At 73.1% G+C, this 17,838-nt stretch carries 14 protein-coding genes; 7 read left to right on the top strand and 7 right to left on the bottom strand.

The window, feature by feature from the left end; translation table 11 throughout:
• The first annotated feature begins 18 nt into the window (after positions 1–18).
• Together QBL21_RS10970 and katG are read left to right on the top strand one after the other, a co-directional pair.
• Positions 19–1,104, top strand: coding sequence for a magnesium and cobalt transport protein CorA (locus tag QBL21_RS10970; protein ID WP_407566378.1), 1,086 nt, complete (start codon positions 19–21; stop codon positions 1,102–1,104).
• 342 nt (positions 1,105–1,446) lie between these two features.
• Positions 1,447–3,675: a catalase/peroxidase HPI gene (katG, locus tag QBL21_RS10965; protein ID WP_407561927.1), complete on the top strand. Its 2,229-nt coding sequence runs from the start codon at positions 1,447–1,449 to the stop codon at positions 3,673–3,675.
• 90 nt (positions 3,676–3,765) lie between these two features.
• On the opposite strand, the gene QBL21_RS10960 is transcribed toward katG, so the two are convergent.
• Entirely contained in the window at positions 3,766–4,233 is a 468-nt protein-coding gene (locus tag QBL21_RS10960; RefSeq protein WP_407561925.1) for a hypothetical protein, read from the bottom strand.
• Positions 4,234–4,675: 442 nt separating this feature from the next.
• On the opposite strand from QBL21_RS10960, the gene QBL21_RS10955 reads away from it, so the two are divergent.
• From QBL21_RS10955 to QBL21_RS10945, 3 genes are all read left to right on the top strand, one after another.
• Positions 4,676–5,485, top strand: coding sequence for a methyltransferase domain-containing protein (locus QBL21_RS10955; protein WP_407561924.1), 810 nt, complete (start codon positions 4,676–4,678; stop codon positions 5,483–5,485).
• Positions 5,482–6,474 carry a squalene/phytoene synthase family protein gene (locus QBL21_RS10950; protein WP_407561923.1) on the top strand — a complete coding sequence of 331 codons (993 nt, stop codon included), beginning with the start codon at positions 5,482–5,484 and terminating at the stop codon, positions 6,472–6,474. The genes QBL21_RS10955 and QBL21_RS10950 overlap by 4 nt, the downstream gene beginning before the upstream one ends.
• A 374-nt stretch (positions 6,475–6,848) precedes the next feature.
• Positions 6,849–7,133 carry a hypothetical protein gene (locus QBL21_RS10945; protein ID WP_407561922.1) on the top strand — a complete coding sequence of 95 codons (285 nt, stop codon included), beginning with the start codon at positions 6,849–6,851 and terminating at the stop codon, positions 7,131–7,133.
• A gap of 8 nt (positions 7,134–7,141) precedes the next feature.
• Here the strand turns inward: QBL21_RS10945 and QBL21_RS10940 are convergent, their stop codons facing one another.
• Together QBL21_RS10940 and QBL21_RS10935 are read right to left on the bottom strand one after the other, a co-directional pair.
• Positions 7,142–7,852, bottom strand: a complete 711-nt coding sequence (locus QBL21_RS10940) for a tRNA-dependent cyclodipeptide synthase (RefSeq protein ID WP_407561921.1) — start codon at positions 7,850–7,852, stop codon at positions 7,142–7,144.
• 181 nt (positions 7,853–8,033) lie between these two features.
• Positions 8,034–9,302 (bottom strand): MFS transporter, encoded by a 1,269-nt coding sequence (locus QBL21_RS10935; protein ID WP_407561920.1) that lies wholly within the window; start codon positions 9,300–9,302, stop codon positions 8,034–8,036.
• A 63-nt stretch (positions 9,303–9,365) separates the two neighbouring features.
• On the opposite strand from QBL21_RS10935, the gene QBL21_RS10930 reads away from it, so the two are divergent.
• On the top strand, positions 9,366–10,373 hold the full coding sequence (locus QBL21_RS10930) for a DUF5937 family protein (protein ID WP_407561919.1): 1,008 nt from the start codon (positions 9,366–9,368) through the stop codon (positions 10,371–10,373).
• A gap of 78 nt (positions 10,374–10,451) precedes the next feature.
• Here the strand turns inward: QBL21_RS10930 and QBL21_RS10925 are convergent, their stop codons facing one another.
• The 3 genes from QBL21_RS10925 to QBL21_RS10915 all read right to left on the bottom strand — a co-directional run bounded on the left by QBL21_RS10925 (position 10,452) and on the right by QBL21_RS10915 (position 13,202).
• Positions 10,452–11,024 carry a dihydrofolate reductase family protein gene (locus tag QBL21_RS10925; protein ID WP_407561918.1) on the bottom strand — a complete coding sequence of 191 codons (573 nt, stop codon included), beginning with the start codon at positions 11,022–11,024 and terminating at the stop codon, positions 10,452–10,454.
• A 122-nt stretch (positions 11,025–11,146) separates the two neighbouring features.
• Positions 11,147–12,244, bottom strand: coding sequence for a chemotaxis protein (locus QBL21_RS10920; RefSeq protein ID WP_407561917.1), 1,098 nt, complete (start codon positions 12,242–12,244; stop codon positions 11,147–11,149).
• Between the two features lie 79 nt (positions 12,245–12,323).
• Positions 12,324–13,202: a universal stress protein gene (locus QBL21_RS10915; RefSeq protein ID WP_407561916.1), complete on the bottom strand. Its 879-nt coding sequence runs from the start codon at positions 13,200–13,202 to the stop codon at positions 12,324–12,326.
• 727 nt (positions 13,203–13,929) lie between these two features.
• On the opposite strand from QBL21_RS10915, the gene QBL21_RS10910 reads away from it, so the two are divergent.
• Complete coding sequence (locus QBL21_RS10910; RefSeq protein ID WP_407566377.1) at positions 13,930–16,239, top strand: AbfB domain-containing protein; 2,310 nt, start codon at positions 13,930–13,932, stop codon at positions 16,237–16,239.
• A gap of 58 nt (positions 16,240–16,297) precedes the next feature.
• Here QBL21_RS10910 and QBL21_RS10905 read toward each other — a convergent pair whose 3' ends face one another.
• Positions 16,298–17,761, bottom strand: coding sequence for a multicopper oxidase family protein (locus QBL21_RS10905; protein WP_407561915.1), 1,464 nt, complete (start codon positions 17,759–17,761; stop codon positions 16,298–16,300).
• Positions 17,762–17,838 lie beyond the last annotated feature (77 nt).

Below are 17,838 nucleotides of genomic sequence, written 5' to 3'. Positions count from 1 at the left end.
AAGGAGTCCGCCGTGTCGATGATCAAGAGCCTGCGCCACGTGGTGCGCAGGGCACCCCGGCGCACCGTGGACCTCAGCCACCACGCCCGCTCGCCGCTCGGCAGCGCGGTGGTGAACTGCGTGTCGTACCTCGACGGCGAGCGCCTCCAGCAGGGCAACTGCCCGGCCGACGAGGCGCTGCGGCAGGTGCGCAAACGCGGGCACGGGTTCGTGTGGATAGGGCTGCACGAGCCGCGCCAGGAGGAGTTCGCCGGGCTCGCCGACCTCTTCGGGCTGCATCCGCTGGCGGTCGAGGACGCCGTCCACGCGCACCAGCGGCCCAAGCTGGAGCAGTACGACGACACGCTGTTCGCCGTCTTCAAGACCGTCCGCTACGTGGAGCACGCGGAGCTGACCGCGACCAGCGAGGTCGTCGACACCGGCGAGCTGATGGTCTTCGCGGGCCCCGACTTCGTGATCACCATCCGGCACGGGACGCACGGCTCGCTGGGCCCGCTGCGCGAGACGCTGGAGTCCTCGCCGGAGCAGCTCGCCCAGGGCCCGGCCGCGGTGCTGCACGCGATAGCCGACCACGTGGTCGACGACTACCTCGCGGTGACCGACGCGGTGCAGCGCGACATCGACGACGTGGAGTCCACCGTCTTCAGCGAGCACGCCCGCGGCGGCGACGCGGGCCGGATCTACCAGCTCAAGCGGGAGCTGCTGGAGCTGCGCCGGGCCGTCGCCCCGCTGGACCGGCCGCTCCAGCGGCTCGCCACCAGCCCCATGCCGCACATCGCGCCGGGGATACGGGCGTACTTCCGGGACGTCGCCGACCACCTCCAGCGGATCACCGACCAGATCACGTCGTACGACGCGCTGCTGGACTCGATCCTCCAGGCGCATCTGGCGCAGGTGACCGTGGCGCAGAACGAGGACATGCGGAAGATCACGGCGTGGGCGGCGATCATCGCGATCCCGACCATGGTGTGCGGGGTGTACGGGATGAACTTCGACCACATGCCGGGGCTGGGCTCCGTCTACGGCTATCCGGCGACGCTGCTGGTGATCGCGGCGGCCTGCTACGTGGTACACCGGGGTTTCCGCCGCAACGGCTGGCTCTGACCTCGTAGGACTGGTGTCCGGATCCAGCCGTCGTCCCTGCTCCGATACGATACGGACTTGGCGCGCTTCTTGACTTAGAACGTGTCCACCGTAGGATCGGAGTCGGCGAAAGCCACAGGAAACAGGAAGACCTCGTACGGCAGGAGACGAAGACTCCGACATGCGCGTACGCCGCCGTTTCGAACCGCAAGGCTGCCCGGAGCCCGGTTCGAGGGTCGCGTCCGGGCGGAAACCGGCCACCCCACGCCGGTCGCCCGCGCCTGCCCCGGCACTTCCACACTTCCTCCGCCCCGCGGCCCCCGAGCACCGCACCCTCAAACCGCATGGTCCGGAAGGATTTTCATGTCCGAGAACCCCGATGCAATCGTCACCGACGCGAAAATGGAGGGCGCGGAGGGCTGCCCCGTCGCGCACGGGCGCGCCCCGCACCCGACCCAGGGCGGCGGCAACCGCCAGTGGTGGCCCGAGCGCCTGAACGTGAAGATCCTCACCAAGAACCAGCCCGCCTCCAACCCGCTCGGCGAGGACTTCGACTACGCCGAGGCGTTCGCGAGCCTGGACCTGGCCGCGGTCAAGCGGGACATCGCCGAGACGCTGACGACCTCGCAGGACTGGTGGCCGGCGGACTTCGGCCACTACGGCCCGCTGATCATCCGGATGGCGTGGCACAGCGCCGGTACGTACCGCATCCACGACGGCCGCGGCGGCGCCGGCTCCGGCCAGCAGCGCTTCGCGCCGCTGAACAGCTGGCCGGACAACGGCAACCTCGACAAGGCCCGCCGGCTGCTGTGGCCGGTGAAGCAGAAGTACGGCCAGAACCTGTCCTGGGCCGACCTGCTGGTCCTCTCCGGCAACGTCGCGCTGGAGTCGATGGGCTTGACGACCTTCGGCTTCGCGGGCGGGCGTGCGGACGTCTGGGAGGCCGAGGAGGACGTCTACTGGGGCCCCGAGACCGAGTGGCTCGGCGACCGGCGCTACAGCGGCGACCGCGAGCTGGAGAACCCGCTGGGCGCCGTGCAGATGGGCCTCATCTACGTCAACCCCGAGGGCCCCAACGGCAACCCCGACCCGCTCGCCGCGGCCCGCGACATCCGCGAGACGTTCCGCCGGATGGCGATGAACGACGAGGAGACCGTCGCCCTCATCGCCGGCGGCCACACCTTCGGCAAGACCCACGGCAACGGCCCCGCCGACGCCGTCGGCCCCGACCCCGAGGCGGCCCCGATCGAGGCCATGGGCCTGGGCTGGGCCAACAGCCACGGCACCGGCAAGGGCGGCGACACGATCACCAGCGGCCTTGAGGTCACCTGGACCGACACCCCCACCGCCTGGGACAACAGCTTCTTCGAGATCCTCTTCGGCTACGAGTGGGAGCTGTTCAAGAGCCCCGCGGGCGCCAACCAGTGGCGGCCGAAGGACGGTGCCGGCGCCGGCACCGTGCCCGACGCCCACGACGCCTCGAAGCGGCACGAGCCGAGGATGCTGACGACGGACCTGTCGCTGCGCGTCGACCCGTCGTACGAGCAGATCTCGCGGCGCTTCAAGGACAACCCCGCGGAGTTCGCGGACGCCTTCGCGCGCGCCTGGTTCAAGCTGACCCACCGCGACATGGGCCCGAAGGTGCGCTACCTCGGCCCGGAGGTGCCGGCCGAGGACCTGATCTGGCAGGACCCGCTGCCGGAGGTCACGCACGAGCTGGTCGACGCGGCGGACGTCGCGGCGCTGAAGACCCGGCTGCTGGACTCCGGCCTGTCGGTCTCCGACCTGGTCTCGACGGCCTGGGCGTCGGCCTCGACGTACCGCGACAGCGACATGCGCGGCGGCGCCAACGGCGCCCGCATCCGCCTCCAGCCGCAGAGCGGCTGGGACGTCAACGACCCCGACCGCCTCGCGCACGTGCTGCACACCCTGGAGGACGTCCAGGAGGCGTTCAACTCGGCGCAGTCCGGCGGCAAGCGGATCTCGCTGGCCGACCTGATCGTCCTCGCCGGCGCGGCGGGCGTCGAGAAGGCGGCCAAGGACGGCGGCGTCGAGGTCCGGGTCCCGTTCACCCCGGGCCGTACGGACGCCACCGCGGAGCAGACGGACACCGAGTCCTTCGCGGCGCTGGAACCGGCCGCGGACGGCTTCCGCAACTACCTGGGCAAGGGCAACCGCCTCCCGGCCGAGTACCTGCTGCTCGACCGCGCCAACCTGCTCACCCTGACCGCCCCGGAGATGACGGTCCTCGTCGGCGGCCTGCGCGTCCTGGGCGCCAACCACCAGCAGACCGCCCACGGCGTCCTCACCGAGACCCCGGGCAGGCTGACGAACGACTTCTTCGTCAACCTGCTCGACCTCGCCACCACCTGGACGTCGGCCAACGGCGACGGCCAGCTCTTCGAGGCCCGCGACGCATCCGGCGAGATCAGGTGGACGGGCACCCGCGCGGACCTGGTCTTCGGCTCGAACTCGGAGCTGCGCGCGGTGGCGGAGGTGTACGCGAGCGACGACGCGAAGGAGAAGTTCGTGCACGACTTCGTCGCGGCCTGGGCGAAGGTCATGGACCTGGACCGCTTCGACCTGAAGTAGCCCCCGCCTGACACCGCCGGGCCGGCCCCCTCCCCCGGGGGCCGGCCCGGCCACGTTCGCGGTGGTCCGCGGTGCGCCCCCGCCCGGGGGCTACGCGACGATCGTCACGGACGTCCTGGCGAGTGCCGGGGTGCGGGGCACCCGGCGGACCCGGTGGGTGTCGGCGAAGACGACCGCGCGCAGGACCGCGAAGCGGCCTATGCCCGCCAGGGCCGAGGCGGAGAGGTAGACGGCCTGCTCGGTGGCGACCGAGGGGTCCTGCCGGAGTGCGTGCAGCGCCAGCAGGGCGGCGGTGGTGAAGGCGTAGGACACGGCGACCGTCAGCGCGCACTGGAGGTGGACGCGCCAGCCGCCGCGCCCGCTGCGGAACGACACCCGGCCGTGCAGCTCGGTGGCCAGCAGCGTGGAGACCACGGTGATCAGCGCATTGGCGACCATCATCGGCATGGCCCCGTCGAGGAGCACGAGCGCGCCGCTGGAGGCCAGGCCGACGCCGCCGCCGCAGAGCACGAACCGGGCGAACGCCGCGACGGCCGGGCGGCTGGGGAGCTGAATCACGGGGTCCTCCGGGGTCGGTGTGCACCGCCGTTGCGACGACACCCCCGAAGTTACGGATCACGCCGCCCCCGCACGATCCGGGATCCCCCCGGCCTTGGTAGGGGTTACCCCCCCTCCGCCCCCTAGGGCTGGTGTCACCCCGTGGTACCGGTCACGCCCCCGCGTCCCCGGACCCCCCGCTCCTACCAGGGCAGTTCCCCCGCCTCGTCCGTGAAGGTCCCGGCCGGTCCGTCCGCCCCGAGGGCCGCCGGCGGCGTCCGCCGCGGCGAACTCTCCCTGTCCGCACGCCCTTTCGCCGTCGCAGCGGCCACGCGGATCACTCATTAGGGCGAATTACGCCTGCCACGCGGAGAAAGCAGGGAAGAAAGAAAAAGTCGGCCTCGGCGTCAGCCCGGTGCGACGGCGCATCGAGAAACGGGGCACAGGAAGGTGCAGTGATCGAGTGAGTGTCACCGGAATCACCCGGGCCGATCCGTACGCGAGTCTCGCGGCGTCCTACGACCGACTGGCCGACTGGGCGGTCAGCCAGCAGGAGGAGTCCGCACGCGACCACGTCGCCGACTTTCTCCAGACCGTCTGGCGGGGCCGGCACCGCCCCGTACGGGAAGTCCTGGAAATCTGCTGCGGCACCGGTCTGATGCTCGCCGAACTGGCGCGGCGCGGATACGCCGTCACCGGACTCGACCGGTCTCCGGCAATGCTGGAACACGCGCGGTCCCGGCTGGAACGGACCACCCTGATCCAGGCCGAGCTTCCCGACATTCCCGCGGAGGTGGGCGAGTTCGACGCCGTCATCAGCGCGGCCGGCGGGCTGAACTATCTCTCGGAGTCGCAGATCGACGGAACACTGGGCGCCGTGGCCCGCGTGCTGCGGCCCGGCAGCACGTTCGTCTTCGACGTCTTCGGCCGGGGATTCTACGAGAAGTTCTTCGCCCCGGCCGCGCCGCGCGTCATGGCGCTGGAGCTGGGAGACATCTCGTACATCTGGACGTTCACCGCGCCGGCCGGGGCCGCTTTCGTGGACATGGCGTACACCCAGTTCAGCCCGGCGGAAAGCGGCGGCCGGCCGGGGGACGCCTACACCCGGACACGCGACCTGCACCGCTACTACCCGCTGCCGCACGCCACCGTCCGCCGCCTGGCGGCCGAGCACGGGTTCACCGGCGCGGAGGTCCACGAGAACTACTCCGCCAACCCCTCCGGCCCGCACTCGCTCTACGACACCTGGGTCCTGCGGCGGGCAGACGGGTGACCTCGGCGATCGACCGGGCGGGGCGCCGCGAGGACTACGCCGTGTGCGAGGCGTTCATGCGCCGCCGCGGCGTCCTCGTCTACGCCATGCCGCGGATGCTGCTGCCGCCCGGCCGACGCCCCTACTGCGACGCGATCCAGGCGTTCACCATCCACGTGGACGCGCTCATCGACGATCCCCGCGTGCCCGCGGCGGACCGCGTGACGCGCTACGCCGCGTACGCGCGCGACGTCCTCGCGCTTCTGGACGGCGACGATCCGTGGGACCGGCCGCCGGGGTCACGCGAGGACGCCGTCGGGCGGCGACTGGCCCGCGCGTTCGCGCACTTCACCCGGGTGTGGGAGGTGCCCCCGGGTTCCGTCCGGCAGTTCCTGGCGACGATGGCGAGCGACGCGCACGTCACCGAGTACGCCTCCTTCGCGGACCTGGAGCGGTACATCCGCGGCTCGGGCGTCCCGTACATCCTCTGGGTCAACGCGCTGCTGGGGCGGCGCGCCCACGGCAGCCAGGCGGCCGGGAACGGGGCCGTGGCGGCCATCTTCGGACTGCAACTGGTCGACAACCTCCGCGACCTCGAAGAGGACCTGGCGGCCGGACGGCTCGGCCTGCCGCTGGAGGATCTGCGGACGTTCGGCCTCGACCGCCCCGCCCTGGTCCGGGCCGTCCGCGAGCGGCGGCCGACGGGCGCCGTACGCGAGCTGGTGCGCTTCGAGGCCGACCGTGCCCTGCGGTACCTGGAGCAGGCCGGCACCTGGTGGCAGTCGGCGGATCCCGTCGTACGGGAACTGCCGCGGCAGTACGTGCGGATGACCCGGTACGCCCTGCGCCAGGCCGTCGGCGCCCGCCACGACCGCTTCCCCCCGTCCCGCCGGGCCAGGCTGGGGTGGGGTGCCGCCCTGGGCGGCAGCCTCGCCTTCGGCTGCGCCCGCGCGTCGGCCCGGCGCCTCGCCCGGCCGCCGGCCCGCCGTTCCCGACCGTCACCGGAGTGACGAGGCCGCCATGGAGCAGCAAGACGAACGACGCACCGTCGCCCACCACTACGAGGCCCTCGCGGACGTGGGTGTGGCGATCCGGGGCACCCGCGCCATGCACATGGGGTACTACACCGGAGCGGAGGACCCGGCCACGATCGCCGAGGCCGCCGACGGCCTCGCCCGGCTGGCGGGTCGCCGGCTCGGGCTGGGCCCCCGCGCACTCCTTCGACCGTGCCCTGCTGCTGGAGGTCACCTCCCACCTGCCCGACACGGAAACGGGCGGCAAGGGGGCGGCGTTCGCGGAGGCGGCGCGCTGCCTGCGGCCGGGCGGGCTGCTGGTGCTGACGGACATGGTGGAGCCCCCGGCCGGGCAGGGAGGCCGCAGGTGGATGGAAGAGGTGCCGTCCGTCCATGTGAGCACGCGGCAGCGCCTGCTCGAACTGCTCGGCGCGGCGGGGTTCGAGGTCCTGGACGCGGCGGACATCGGCCGGTACACGCGCCACAGCGGGCGCCGCGGCCGGACGGCCTTCGAGGACCGCCGGCAGGAGCTGACCGCCGCGTACGGCGTGGAGACGGTGGAGCTGACGGGCCGCCTCGTCGCGCAGTTGGCCGAGGCCGACGAGCACCTCGGCTACGTCGTGATCACCGCGCGGGTCGGCGGCGGGGCGGGATAGCGCGGCCGTCAGGCGGTGGCGGAGGCGGGACGGATGATCGCGTACGCCTGGCTCGACGGGGCGCGCAGCGGGGACCCGCGGGTGAAGAGCGCCTCGGCCAGCGGCACCGGCTGGTGGTAGAAGCACAGGGACGAGTTCACTTCGAAGATGTCCGCGGAGGCCAGCAAGAAGGGGAGTTCCGCGAGGAGGTAGCGCGTCCCGAGTTCCGTCTGTACGCAATCGGTTTCGCTGTCCCGCAGCCGGGACGACAGGAATGTGCGGCTCATACCCAGCGCGGTGGCGCGCAGTCCCGGATCGGCCGCCAGCGCGTCCTCGGCGGTGCGCAGCGCACGCTGATAGGCGGGCCGCGCTTCCAGTGCGGACATCATGTGCAGCCCGTCCGCGGGACGGGGACCGCCCGCGGCCTCCCAGCCCCGGTGCACGCGGTTGTGCAGCACGCTGATCTCGGCGTGGGACTTCTTCGCGGACTTCTGCGACGAGTAGCCCATGGCCAGATACGTCGCGACGAGCGCCGTGTCGGGAATGACCACGTCGATCTGTTGGAAGTGCGCGCGCAGCCAGCGCAGCAGCCTGCCGAGCAGGTCGACCCGGAAGTAACTGTTCCCGGGGCTGACTCCCATGACGACGTGCGCGCCCTTGCGGTAAATGGCGCGGCAGTTGGCGCTGAATGGCTCGACGACGAAGTTCCTGTCGGTGTGGGAGGACCCCTCATTGAGCATGACAGCCATCCATCCGCACCCAAGCTCCCGCATGAAGCAACCCGGCCGCGACGCGACTTGAAGCTGGAGACCTTGCCAGAAGAACTGCACCTGCGGCACAAAGCCTAGAGGCAACTGCGGTAAATTCCTCGGGGAGAGAATACAGATCACCCGAATTGGGGACGGCCGCGGCCGGCGTGCGTTACGTGAGGGTGTCCAGGGACGCCGCGGAGCGCAGCGGCGAGAGGGCGATCGGGACCCAGACGGCCGCCAGGGCCAGTGCCGCGGCCGCCAGGACCCAGCGGATGCCGACCGCGGCGCCCAGGGCCGCCGCCGCGCCGCCGAGGGCCACCGCCGCGGTGAACAGCACGCGCATCGTGCCGTTGACGCGGCCCATCAGATGCGGTGGCGTGACCTGTTGGCGGAAGGTCGTCATCACGACGGAGTCGAACCCGACCTTGTACATCACCAGCGCCCAGCCCGTCGCGACGAGCCAGCCCGGGGCCGGGGCGCCGAGGAGGGGCAGGGTCAGGGACAGCGGGCCGACGGCCGCGCCGATCAGCAGGACCGACCGGCCCGCGTGCAGGCGGCGGGCGAGGGGCACCGCCGTCAGGGCGCCCGCCAGGCCGCCGATGCCGCCGGTGCCGAGGAAGAGGCCGAGTTCGGCCTCGGTCCAGCCCAGGGACGTGAGGGTGAGTACGGGGAGCAGCGTGATCGCCGCCGCGACGCCGACGTTGACCAGGCACCCCGCCAGCAGCACCGCCCGCAGCACCGGTTGGCGCCAGACGAACCGGGCGCCCTCGGCGATCTCGTACGGCAGCCGGCGGCGCGCGGGCCCGGTGCCCGGCGGGCCCTGCCCGCCCGCGGGGTGCTCCGCGCCGCGGATGCGGGACAGCCACAGCGCGGACCAGGCGTAGCCCGCTGCCGTGGCCGCGAGGACGGCCGGGGCGGAGAGGAGTCCGGCCGCCCAGCCGGCCAGGGGCGGGCCGCAGACCAGGGCGGTCTGGGTGACGGTGGCCAGCCGGCCGTTCATCCGGGCGAGCCGGGCCGGCGGGACCAGGTCCTTGACGTAGCTCTGGGTGCCGAGGTCGAAGAACACGGTCGCGACGCCGACGACGAGCACCACCGCCCACAGGTGCGCCATCGTCAGCCGGCCGGTCCAGTGCGCCGCCGGCACGGTGGCCAGCGCCAGTGCCCGTACGACGTCCGCGCGGATCATCACCGGGCGGCGGCGGACGCGGTCCAGCCAGGCGCCGACCGGCAGGCCGAGCACGACGAACGGCAGCGTCAGGGTGGTCTTGAGTACGGCCGTCCCGGTGGCGCCCGCGTGCAGCAGCGTCACCGCCGTCAGCGGGATCGCCACCTGCCCGAACTGGGCGCCCCACAGGGCCACTCCCGACGCCGTCAGATACCGGCGCCGGTCGCGTTCGGGGTCGTCCGCGACCGCCGTCACCACGTCTTCGCTCGTCACGGCGGACAGCTTCCGTACGCGCCCCGGTGGCCCACAACGGATTCACGCTAGGGTGAATCGGCCATGTCCCGTACGACGTTCGTCCTCGCTCTCGGCGCAGCCGATCTGAGCCTGCTGCGCTGGGCGATCTCCCCTGCCTGGGAGCTGCTGGCGAGCATCCGGGCGCTGCACGCGCCGGCCGCGCGCGCCATCCACATGCCGTGGCTCACCGCCCACCGGGACGACCCGCTGCTGCGCGCCGGTCAGGCGCGGACGGCCCGCACCCGCGCGCTGACCGCCGGCCCCCGCGACCACCTCCCCGGCTTCCTCGCGCCCACCCCCGCCTCGCCGCTGGCGACCGTCGGCGACGAGCTGGAGCGGGTGGCGGCCACGCCGGCGGACGTGGTGCGGCGGGATCTTCGCGGGGTGTTCCCGGACGGCGTGCCGCCGGCGCTGGCCCCGATGCTCCGGGCGCCGCGGCGCGAGCTGGCCGCGGCCACGGGGGACCTGCGGGCGTACTGGGAGCGGACGCTCGCGCCCTCCTGGCCCCGGATCCGCGGGCTGCTGGAGTCCGACGTCCACCACCGGGCCCGTACGCTGACGCGGAGCGGGCCCGCGGCGATGTTCCGCGACATCCACCCCGACCTGACCTGGCACGCACACGCCGGCTCCGGCACCCTGACGGTCGCCAACCGGGCGGGCGCCGCCGGACCGCGCAGGCGCGTGCTGGACGGCCGCGGGCTCGTCCTCGTCCCCTCCGCGTTCGCCTGGCCGCGCGTCTGGGTCAAGACCAGCGAGCCCTGGACACCCGTCGTGCGCTACCCGGTCCGCGGCATCGGCACGCTGTGGGAGGCGGACACCGGTGCCCGCCCGGACCTGGCCGCCGCGCTCGGCGCGACCCGGGCGCGGCTGCTGCTGCTCCTCGAAACCCCGGCCACCACCGACGAGTTGGCCCGGCGCACCGGGCTGGCCGCGGGCGGCGTCTCGGTGCAGCTCCACAAGCTCGCCGCGGCGGGGCTGGTACGCGGCCACCGCACCGGGCGCAGCGTGCTGTACGCGCGCACGGGCCGGGGCGAGGCGCTGCTGGCCTGACGCCGTTCGCGGCCGGGGCCGGGGCCGGGGCCGCCAGCGCGGTCGGGGTCGGGGGCGGGACCGGGGGCGGGATCCAGGTCAGTGGACGACGTCGAAGACGTTCTTCTGGAGGCCGTTGGCGTAGGCCCGGTGCTCGACGAGCTTCAGCTTCTGGGTGTCCTTGGAGGTGTCGCTGTACAGCCGCTTGCCCGCGCCCAGCAGCAGCGGGAAGACCAGCAGGTGGTAGCGGTCGATGAGGCCCGCGTCGGAGAGGCCGTGGTTCAGGGTGGCGCTGCCGTGCACGATGATCGGGCCGCCCTCGGTCTCCTTCAGGGCGGCGACCTCGTCGAGGGAGCGCAGGATCGCGGTGTCGCCCCAGTCGGTGACGAGGTCGTCCTCGGCGAGGGTGGTGGAGACGACGTACTTCGGCAGGACCTTGTATCTGGCGAACTCGTCCATGCCCGGCCACACCGGGCTGAACGCCTCGTAGCTGAGGCGGCCCAGCATCAGGGCGCCGGCCTCCTCCTGCTCCTCGGCCTTGATCTCGTACGCCTCGGGGAGGAACTCGACGTCCTTGAAGGTCCAGCCGGAGTTGCGGTAGCCGGGCTCGCCGCCCGGGGCCTCCACGACGCCGTCGAGGGAGACGAATGCGGTGCTGATGAGGGTACGCATGAGGTTGATGACTCCTGGTCCGTGGTGGCTCCGGCGGGAGTCGGCCCCCGCGCCGCTTGCGGTCATCCTTTACGACGGCACCGGCACCCGAAAGTCATCGCCCGGCGTTCGACCGCCCGCGTTCAGTAGCGCAGCACCGCGGCGATGCGGCCGTGGTCCGCGAGGGCGTCGTCGGGGACGAAGGTGACCTCCGCGCCGGTGTCGAGGGCCCGCTCCACGATCTCGTCCACGATGTCGTGGCGGGCCCCGGGGTCGTCGTCCCCGGCGGGGACCAGGTGGTCGTCGTCGGCCGAGCGTACGGTGATCCGGTAGTTCTCCTCGACGACCAGGCGGTGGACCCGGCCGTCGGAGACCTTCGACCACACCTCGTCCACGCCGCCGGCGAAGGCGCGCAGGCCCCGGGCGTCGTCCAGGGCCGCGATCGCCGCGTCGGCGTGCTCGCGCGCCTGGGCCCGCAGGACCGGGGCGACGGTGCGCGCCACCGCGTCCGGGGGGCCCTGGGCCAGGCCGCCGTGGGGGATGTGCACGGCGGTCGCGGTGGCGGGGCCGGCGTCGGCGAGGAGGGCGAGGGCGGCGTCCTCGCCGGTGGCGTAGAGGGGGCGGGGGTCCTTCCGGAGTACGCCGTGCAGCGCCGTGTCGGCGTCGCGCAGGAAGTGGCGGACCTCCTCGTCGCGGAAGGTGCTGGGGGTGTCCCCGATCCGCTCCTCCCGCTCCGCGTCCGGGTTCTGAGGGGTTCTGGTCATCGGGAAGCCGCCGGCGGTGGACTCGGTGACGTCCTCTCCGGTGCCGCTCCACAGGGTGATGCGGTCGGCGGCCAGGGAGAGCACCCAGTACGGGCGCTGCGCCGCATAGGCCGCGACCAGGTTGCGGGTGAGGAACGTGTCGGCCAGTACGACCCGTTCGGGGACGGCGCGCGGGAGGGCGTACACGTGGTTCTCGCCCACGGTGGCGAGGATGACGAGGCCGTCCAGCGCCAGGGAGAGGTCGGTCTCGCCGACCGCCGAGGCGAGCTGCCCGCGGATCTCCTCGCGGGCGGCGCGGGTCACGCCGGGGTCGTGTTCGAGCTGCCGCTCGGCTTCGGCGAGGACGTTGCGCAGCCGCACGGTGTCCTGGGCGTTGCGGGGTGCGCGCCGGTGCGTGGGCAGGGTGAGCGACACGGCGGGGTACGGGCGCCGCTCGCGCAGCTCCGCGAGTGCGGTGGGGGTGAGCGAGGTGTGCATCGTTTCTCCAGGTCCTTCGGCCGTTGGTGCGCCGGATGTCAGGGCCGGTCAGGGGCCGGTCAGGGCCGGTCGGGGAGGGTCAGGGTCGGTCAGGGACGCGCTCCGCGCCGCGGACGACGGCGACCGGGCAGCGGGCGTGCTGGAGGAGTGCCTGGCTGACCGAGCCGAGGAGCAGCCCGGTGAAGCCGCCGCGGCCCCGGGCGCCGGTGACGAGGAGGCCGGCGTCCTTGCTCGCCTCGATGAGCAGCTCCCGCACCGAGCCCTCGACGGCGGTGCGCTCGACCCGGACGTCCGGGTACGTCGCCTCCGCCCCCGCCAGCGCCCCGGCGAGCACACGCTCGCCCTCCTCGGCGGGCGGGGCCGGGTGCTCCGGGCGCGGGGTGTGCCGGGTCCAGGCGCTCCACACGTGCAGGGCGACGAGGCCGGCGTTCCGGCGGGCGGCCTCGGCGAAGGCGAAGTCGACGGCGGCGGCCCCGGCCGGGGAGCCGTCGACCGCCAGCAGGACGGGCCCGCGGGGGCCGGTACCGCCGCCCCGTACGACCAGCACGGGGCAGTGGCCGTACGCGGACAGGTGGACCGCGGTGGAGCCGACGAGGAGCCGCGTGAAGGTGCCCAGCCCCCGGCCGGCGACCACCGCCAACTGCGCGGTCTTCGTCTCCTCGACCATGACCTGCGTCACCTCGCCGGTGACGACGGCCCCTTCGGTCTTCACCTCGGGCGCCGTCTTCCGGGCGTGCGCCACGGCGTCGGTGACGACCTTCTCGGCCTCCTCGCGCAGCGCGGTGTCCCCCGGGAGCATCGCGGCGGCGCCCGGGTAGGCGCCGAAGGCCGGCCAGAGGAACGCGTGGACGACCCGCAGCCGGCACCCGCGCAGCTTCGCCTCGCGGGCGGCGACGGCGACCGCGTCGAGGCCCGCCGCGGAGCCGTCCACACCCACGAGGACCGGCGCAGTCTCCATCCCGCCACTCTCCGTTCCCGCGCGCCACACGCCTCCCGCGGGCCGCACGCCCGGGGTCCTGCCCCGAGCCTGGGTCAGGTGCGCCGGACGCACCAGCGCTGCGCCCGCAGTCGGGTGAGGCGGGGCGGAACCGTCTCCGGGCCGTGTCCGCCCGCGTGGCGCGGTCGGCCTGGCGTGCGAGGTAGCCGGTGTACGGGTGGTCGGGCAGGGCCGCGTTGAGCTTGCCCAGGCCGCGGACGTGGGCGCCCTTGAAGGACGGCCCGTCCGCGCCGCAGTCGCCGCCCGGCTCGCACGGGTCGCGGAGTAGGCCGTCGGCGGTGTGCAGCGACGGTGCGGTGGCGGCGTCGGCGAGGCGGCGGGCGGTCTGGAGCAAGGCGTCCTCGCCGGGTCGCGGGCGTCGCAGTAAACGTTGCAGATCTGGGTGGCTCAGGGCGCGGCGGCGGGTGCGGTCGGCGCCGCGGAGGTGAGGGCGGGGACGGCGGCCAGGCAGCCTGCGGCCAGCGCCGCCGTCGCCGTAAGCGTAGCCAATCGCTTCATATGCACCGCGGTGGAAAGATGTCATGTTTACGTCAATGACCTCTGCCCGAGGTCTGGACGGCGCGCCCGGACGGTGGTGTCGTACGACGTGACGCAATTCTTTATAACGTTGTAGAGCCGGAGAGGAATCCCCGTGCCCACTCCCCCACACCCCCAACACCCCCCGCGCCCGAGCCGGTTACACCGCCGCCTGCGTGCGTCCGCCGCCGTCTTCGCCCTGGTCGCCGCGCTCCTCGGGACGGGACTCACCGCCGAGCGCGCCACGGCCGCCGACTGGACGCCCAAGCCCCCGCCCATGACCACCCCGTGGACGGACGACGTTTCCGTCGACGCCCCGCTCCCGGAGTACCCGCGCCCCCAGCTCACCCGCCCCGACTGGGCCAACCTCAACGGCATCTGGGACTTCGCCGTCACCGGCCGCGACGCCGGGCCGCCGTCGTCGTACGACCAGCAGATCCGGGTCCCGTTCGTCGCGGAGTCCGCGCTCTCCGGCGTCCAGCGCCGGATCACCGAGCACGACAAGCTCTGGTACCAGCGCACCTTCACCGTCCCCGCCGGCTGGTCCGGCCGCCGCGTCGTGCTCAACTTCGGCGGCTCCGACTGGGAGACGACCGTCTTCGTCAACGGCAGCCCGGCCGGCGAGCCGCACCGCGGCGGCTTCGACTCCTTCCGCCGCGACATCACCGACCTGCTGACCGCCGGCGAGAACACCCTCACCGTCTCGGTCTACGACCCGACCGAGGCCGGCGGGCAGGCGGTCGGCAAGCAGCGCCGCGACCACGACATCGTCCCGCATCCCGGCGGCGGCATCTTCTACACCGCCGCCTCCGGCATCTGGCAGACGGTCTGGCTGGAGCCCGTCGCGCCCGCGCACGTCACCCGGCTCGACCTGGTGCCCGACCTCGGCGACGACGTCCTCGACGTCACCGTCCACGGCGCCGGCCTCGCCGGCCACACCGCGCGCGTCACCGTGTACGACGGCGGCACCGCGGTCGGCACCGCCACCGGACCGGCCGGCGGCGCGTTCTCCGTACCCGTACCGGATCCGCGGCTGTGGTCCCCCGACGATCCGTTCCTCTACGAGGTACGCGCCGAACTCCTCGCCGGCGACGGCACCCCCGTCGACACCGTCGGCAGCTACGCGGGCATGCGCTCCGTCGGCCTCGCCGAGGTCGGCGGGGTCCGGCGCCCGGTGCTCAACGGCGAGTTCGTCTTCCAGACCGGCACCCTCGACCAGGGCTACTGGCCGGACGGCATCTACACCGCCCCCACCGACGAGGCGCTGAAGTACGACCTCCAGGCGATGAAGGACCTCGGCTTCAACATGGTCCGCAAGCACATCAAGGTCGAGCCGCAGCGCTGGTTCTACTGGGCCGACCGGCTCGGCCTGCTGGTCTGGCAGGACATGCCGTCGATGGCCACCGGCAAGACCCCGGACGCCGCGGCCCGCGTCCAGTGGGAGGCCGAGTACGACGCGGTCATCGACCAGCACCTCAGCTCCCCCGCGCTGGTGACCTGGGTGAACCAGAACGAGGGCTGGGGACAGTACGACCAGGCCCGTATCGCCGACGAGGTCAAGGCCCGCGACCCCTCCCGGCTGGTCGACAACATGAGCGGCGTCAACTGCTGCGGCGCCGTGGACGGCGGCAACGGCGACCTCGTCGACCACCACGTCTACGTCGGCCCCGGCAACACCCCGCCCGAGGCGGACCGCGCCGCGGTCCTCGGCGAGTACGGCGGCCTCGGCTACAAGGTCCCCGGCCACGAGTGGTACCCGGGCGGCGGCTTCAGCTACGAGGACCAGCCGAGCCTGGCCGCGCTCAACGACCGCCTCGTCGGCCTCCTCGACATCCAGCGCGAGCACTCCCTGCCCGCGGGCCTGTCGGCGTCCGTCTACACCGAGACCACCGACCTGGAGAACGAGGTCAACGGGCTGCTCACGTACGACCGGCAGGTGGTGAAGGTCGACGCCGCGCGCGTCCGGGCGGCGAACGAGGCGCTGATCGCCGCCTCCCGCGACCCGGCGGCGCCGGTGACGCTGCCCGTCGGCAGCCACGTCTCGCTGCGGGTGACCACCCCCGGCCACACCGACCGCTACCTGCGCCACACCGACGCCCTCGCCACCACCGAGGTCGTCACCGCGGGCAGCGGCGACCTGCTCAAGCAGGACGCCACCTGGAAGGTCGTACGCGGCCTCGGCAACCCGCTGTGCTACTCCTTCGAGTCGCGCAACTACCCCGGCGAGTACCTGCGCCACCGCGAGCACCGGGTGCGCCGCGAGGCGGGCGACGGGGTGCTGTTCCGCGAGGACGCCACGTTCTGTCCATCGCCCGGCAGCGGCGGCGTGCGGCTGTCGTCGGCGAACCTCCCCGGCAGCTTCGTACGGCACATCACGTCCGAGGTGTGGCTCGCCCGGCCGGGCGCGGGCCACCCCTGGGACGACCCCGCCACCTTCACCGAGGACACCACCTGGGCCGTGACCGACCCCTGGGCCCCCTGAGCCGGGGACCGGTGCGCGGCCGGGGACGCACCCCGGCCGCGCACCGGCGGGCCCACGGTCAGCCGATCTTCATGGTGGCCATCATGCCCATCGCGGAGTGGTCGAGCATGTGGCAGTGGTAGACGTACGAGCCCCGGTGGGTGTCGAACGTCGCCTGCACCTTGATCGTCTCGTTCGGGCGCAGGTTGACCGTGTCCTTCAGCCCCGCCTCGGCGGGGCCGGGGGCCTGTCCGTCGCGCTCCAGGACGCGGAACTGGACCAGGTGCATGTGGAAGTTGTGCCACGCGATCTGGTTGAGGTTCTGCACCGTCCAGACCTCGCTGGCGCCGAACCGGATCTGCTGGTCCACCCGGGCCGGGTCGTACAGCTTTTCGTCGATGTACGCCTGCGGGTGCGGCCGGCCGTCCTCGTCCATCCGCAGGGTCACGGTGCGCTCGGCGGTCGGCTGCGGCAGCGGCGGCAGTTCGCGCAGCACGTCCGGGACGCGGCTGGAGTCCTTCGCCGTGCGGACGATGTCGAAGCGCAGCACCTGGCCGACCAGTTCGGGGCTGCCGAAGCCGCCGGTGTTCTTCAGCACGACGCTGCTGCCGACGGCGTAGCGGGAGAAGTCGATGACGACGTCGGCGCGCTCGGCGGCGGAGAGCGGGATGGCGTCGGTGCGGTGCGGACGGGGCAGCAGGCCGCCGTCGGAGCCGATCTGGATCATCTCGCTGCCGTCTTCCAGGCGCAGTTCCATGAAGCGCTGGTTGGAGCAGTTGAGCAGCCGGATGCGGTACTTGCGGGCGGCGACCTCGACGTACGGGTACGCCTTGCCGTTGGCGAGCATCGTGGAGCGCTGCCGGTCGCCCATCGTGTAGTGCAGGCCGGTCGCGTCCACGTTGGCGTCGCGGATGGCGATGGGCAGGTCGTACTGCCCGGTGGGCAGCGGCAGGGCCTCCTCGACCTCGTCGGTGAGGAGGTACTGGCCGGAGAGCCCGCGGTAGACGTTCTCGGACTCGATGTGGTGGGCGTGGTCGTGGTACCAGAGCGAGGCGTGCGGCTGGGTGTTGGGGTAGTAGTACGTACGGTCCGCGCCCGGGGCGATGGTCTCCATCGGCTGGCCGTCGTGCTGCGGGTCCACCTCCCCGCCGTGCAGGTGCACCGAGGCGGGCACGTCGAGCCGGTTGCGCTGCTGGATGACGACGGGCCGGCCCCGGCGGGCCCTGATCAGCGGGCCGGGGAAGTTGCCGTTGAACGTGAGCACCTGGGACTGGATGCCGGGAAGTATCTCCGCGGTCGCCGGCTTCATGGTCATCACGTAGACGTCGATGCCGCCGGCCGACGAGACCGGGGAGAGCACCGTGGGCCGCGGCATGGGCTGGGTGAAGGGGGTGACGGCGGGTGCCGCGGCGTTCCCGGCCGGGTCCGCGGCAGAGGGCTCGGCTCCGGCCGGTGTGGTCGCCAGCGGCACTAACGCCGCGCCCGTCACCCCCGTGCACGCCGTGGCCATACCGGCAGCGAGCACCCTGCGCCGACTCACCATGAAATTGCCTCCATCGAACTGTGAACTGTGTGCGCCCCGGAACGCCGGTGCCACGGCGATGTGGCCGGAGGAGTTCG

The organism is Streptomyces sp. 184, from assembly GCF_045781775.1.
In the GTDB taxonomy this organism is placed as follows: Bacteria; Actinomycetota; Actinomycetes; order Streptomycetales; family Streptomycetaceae; genus Streptomyces.
This window is presented reverse-complemented; position numbering and strand designations above follow the sequence as displayed.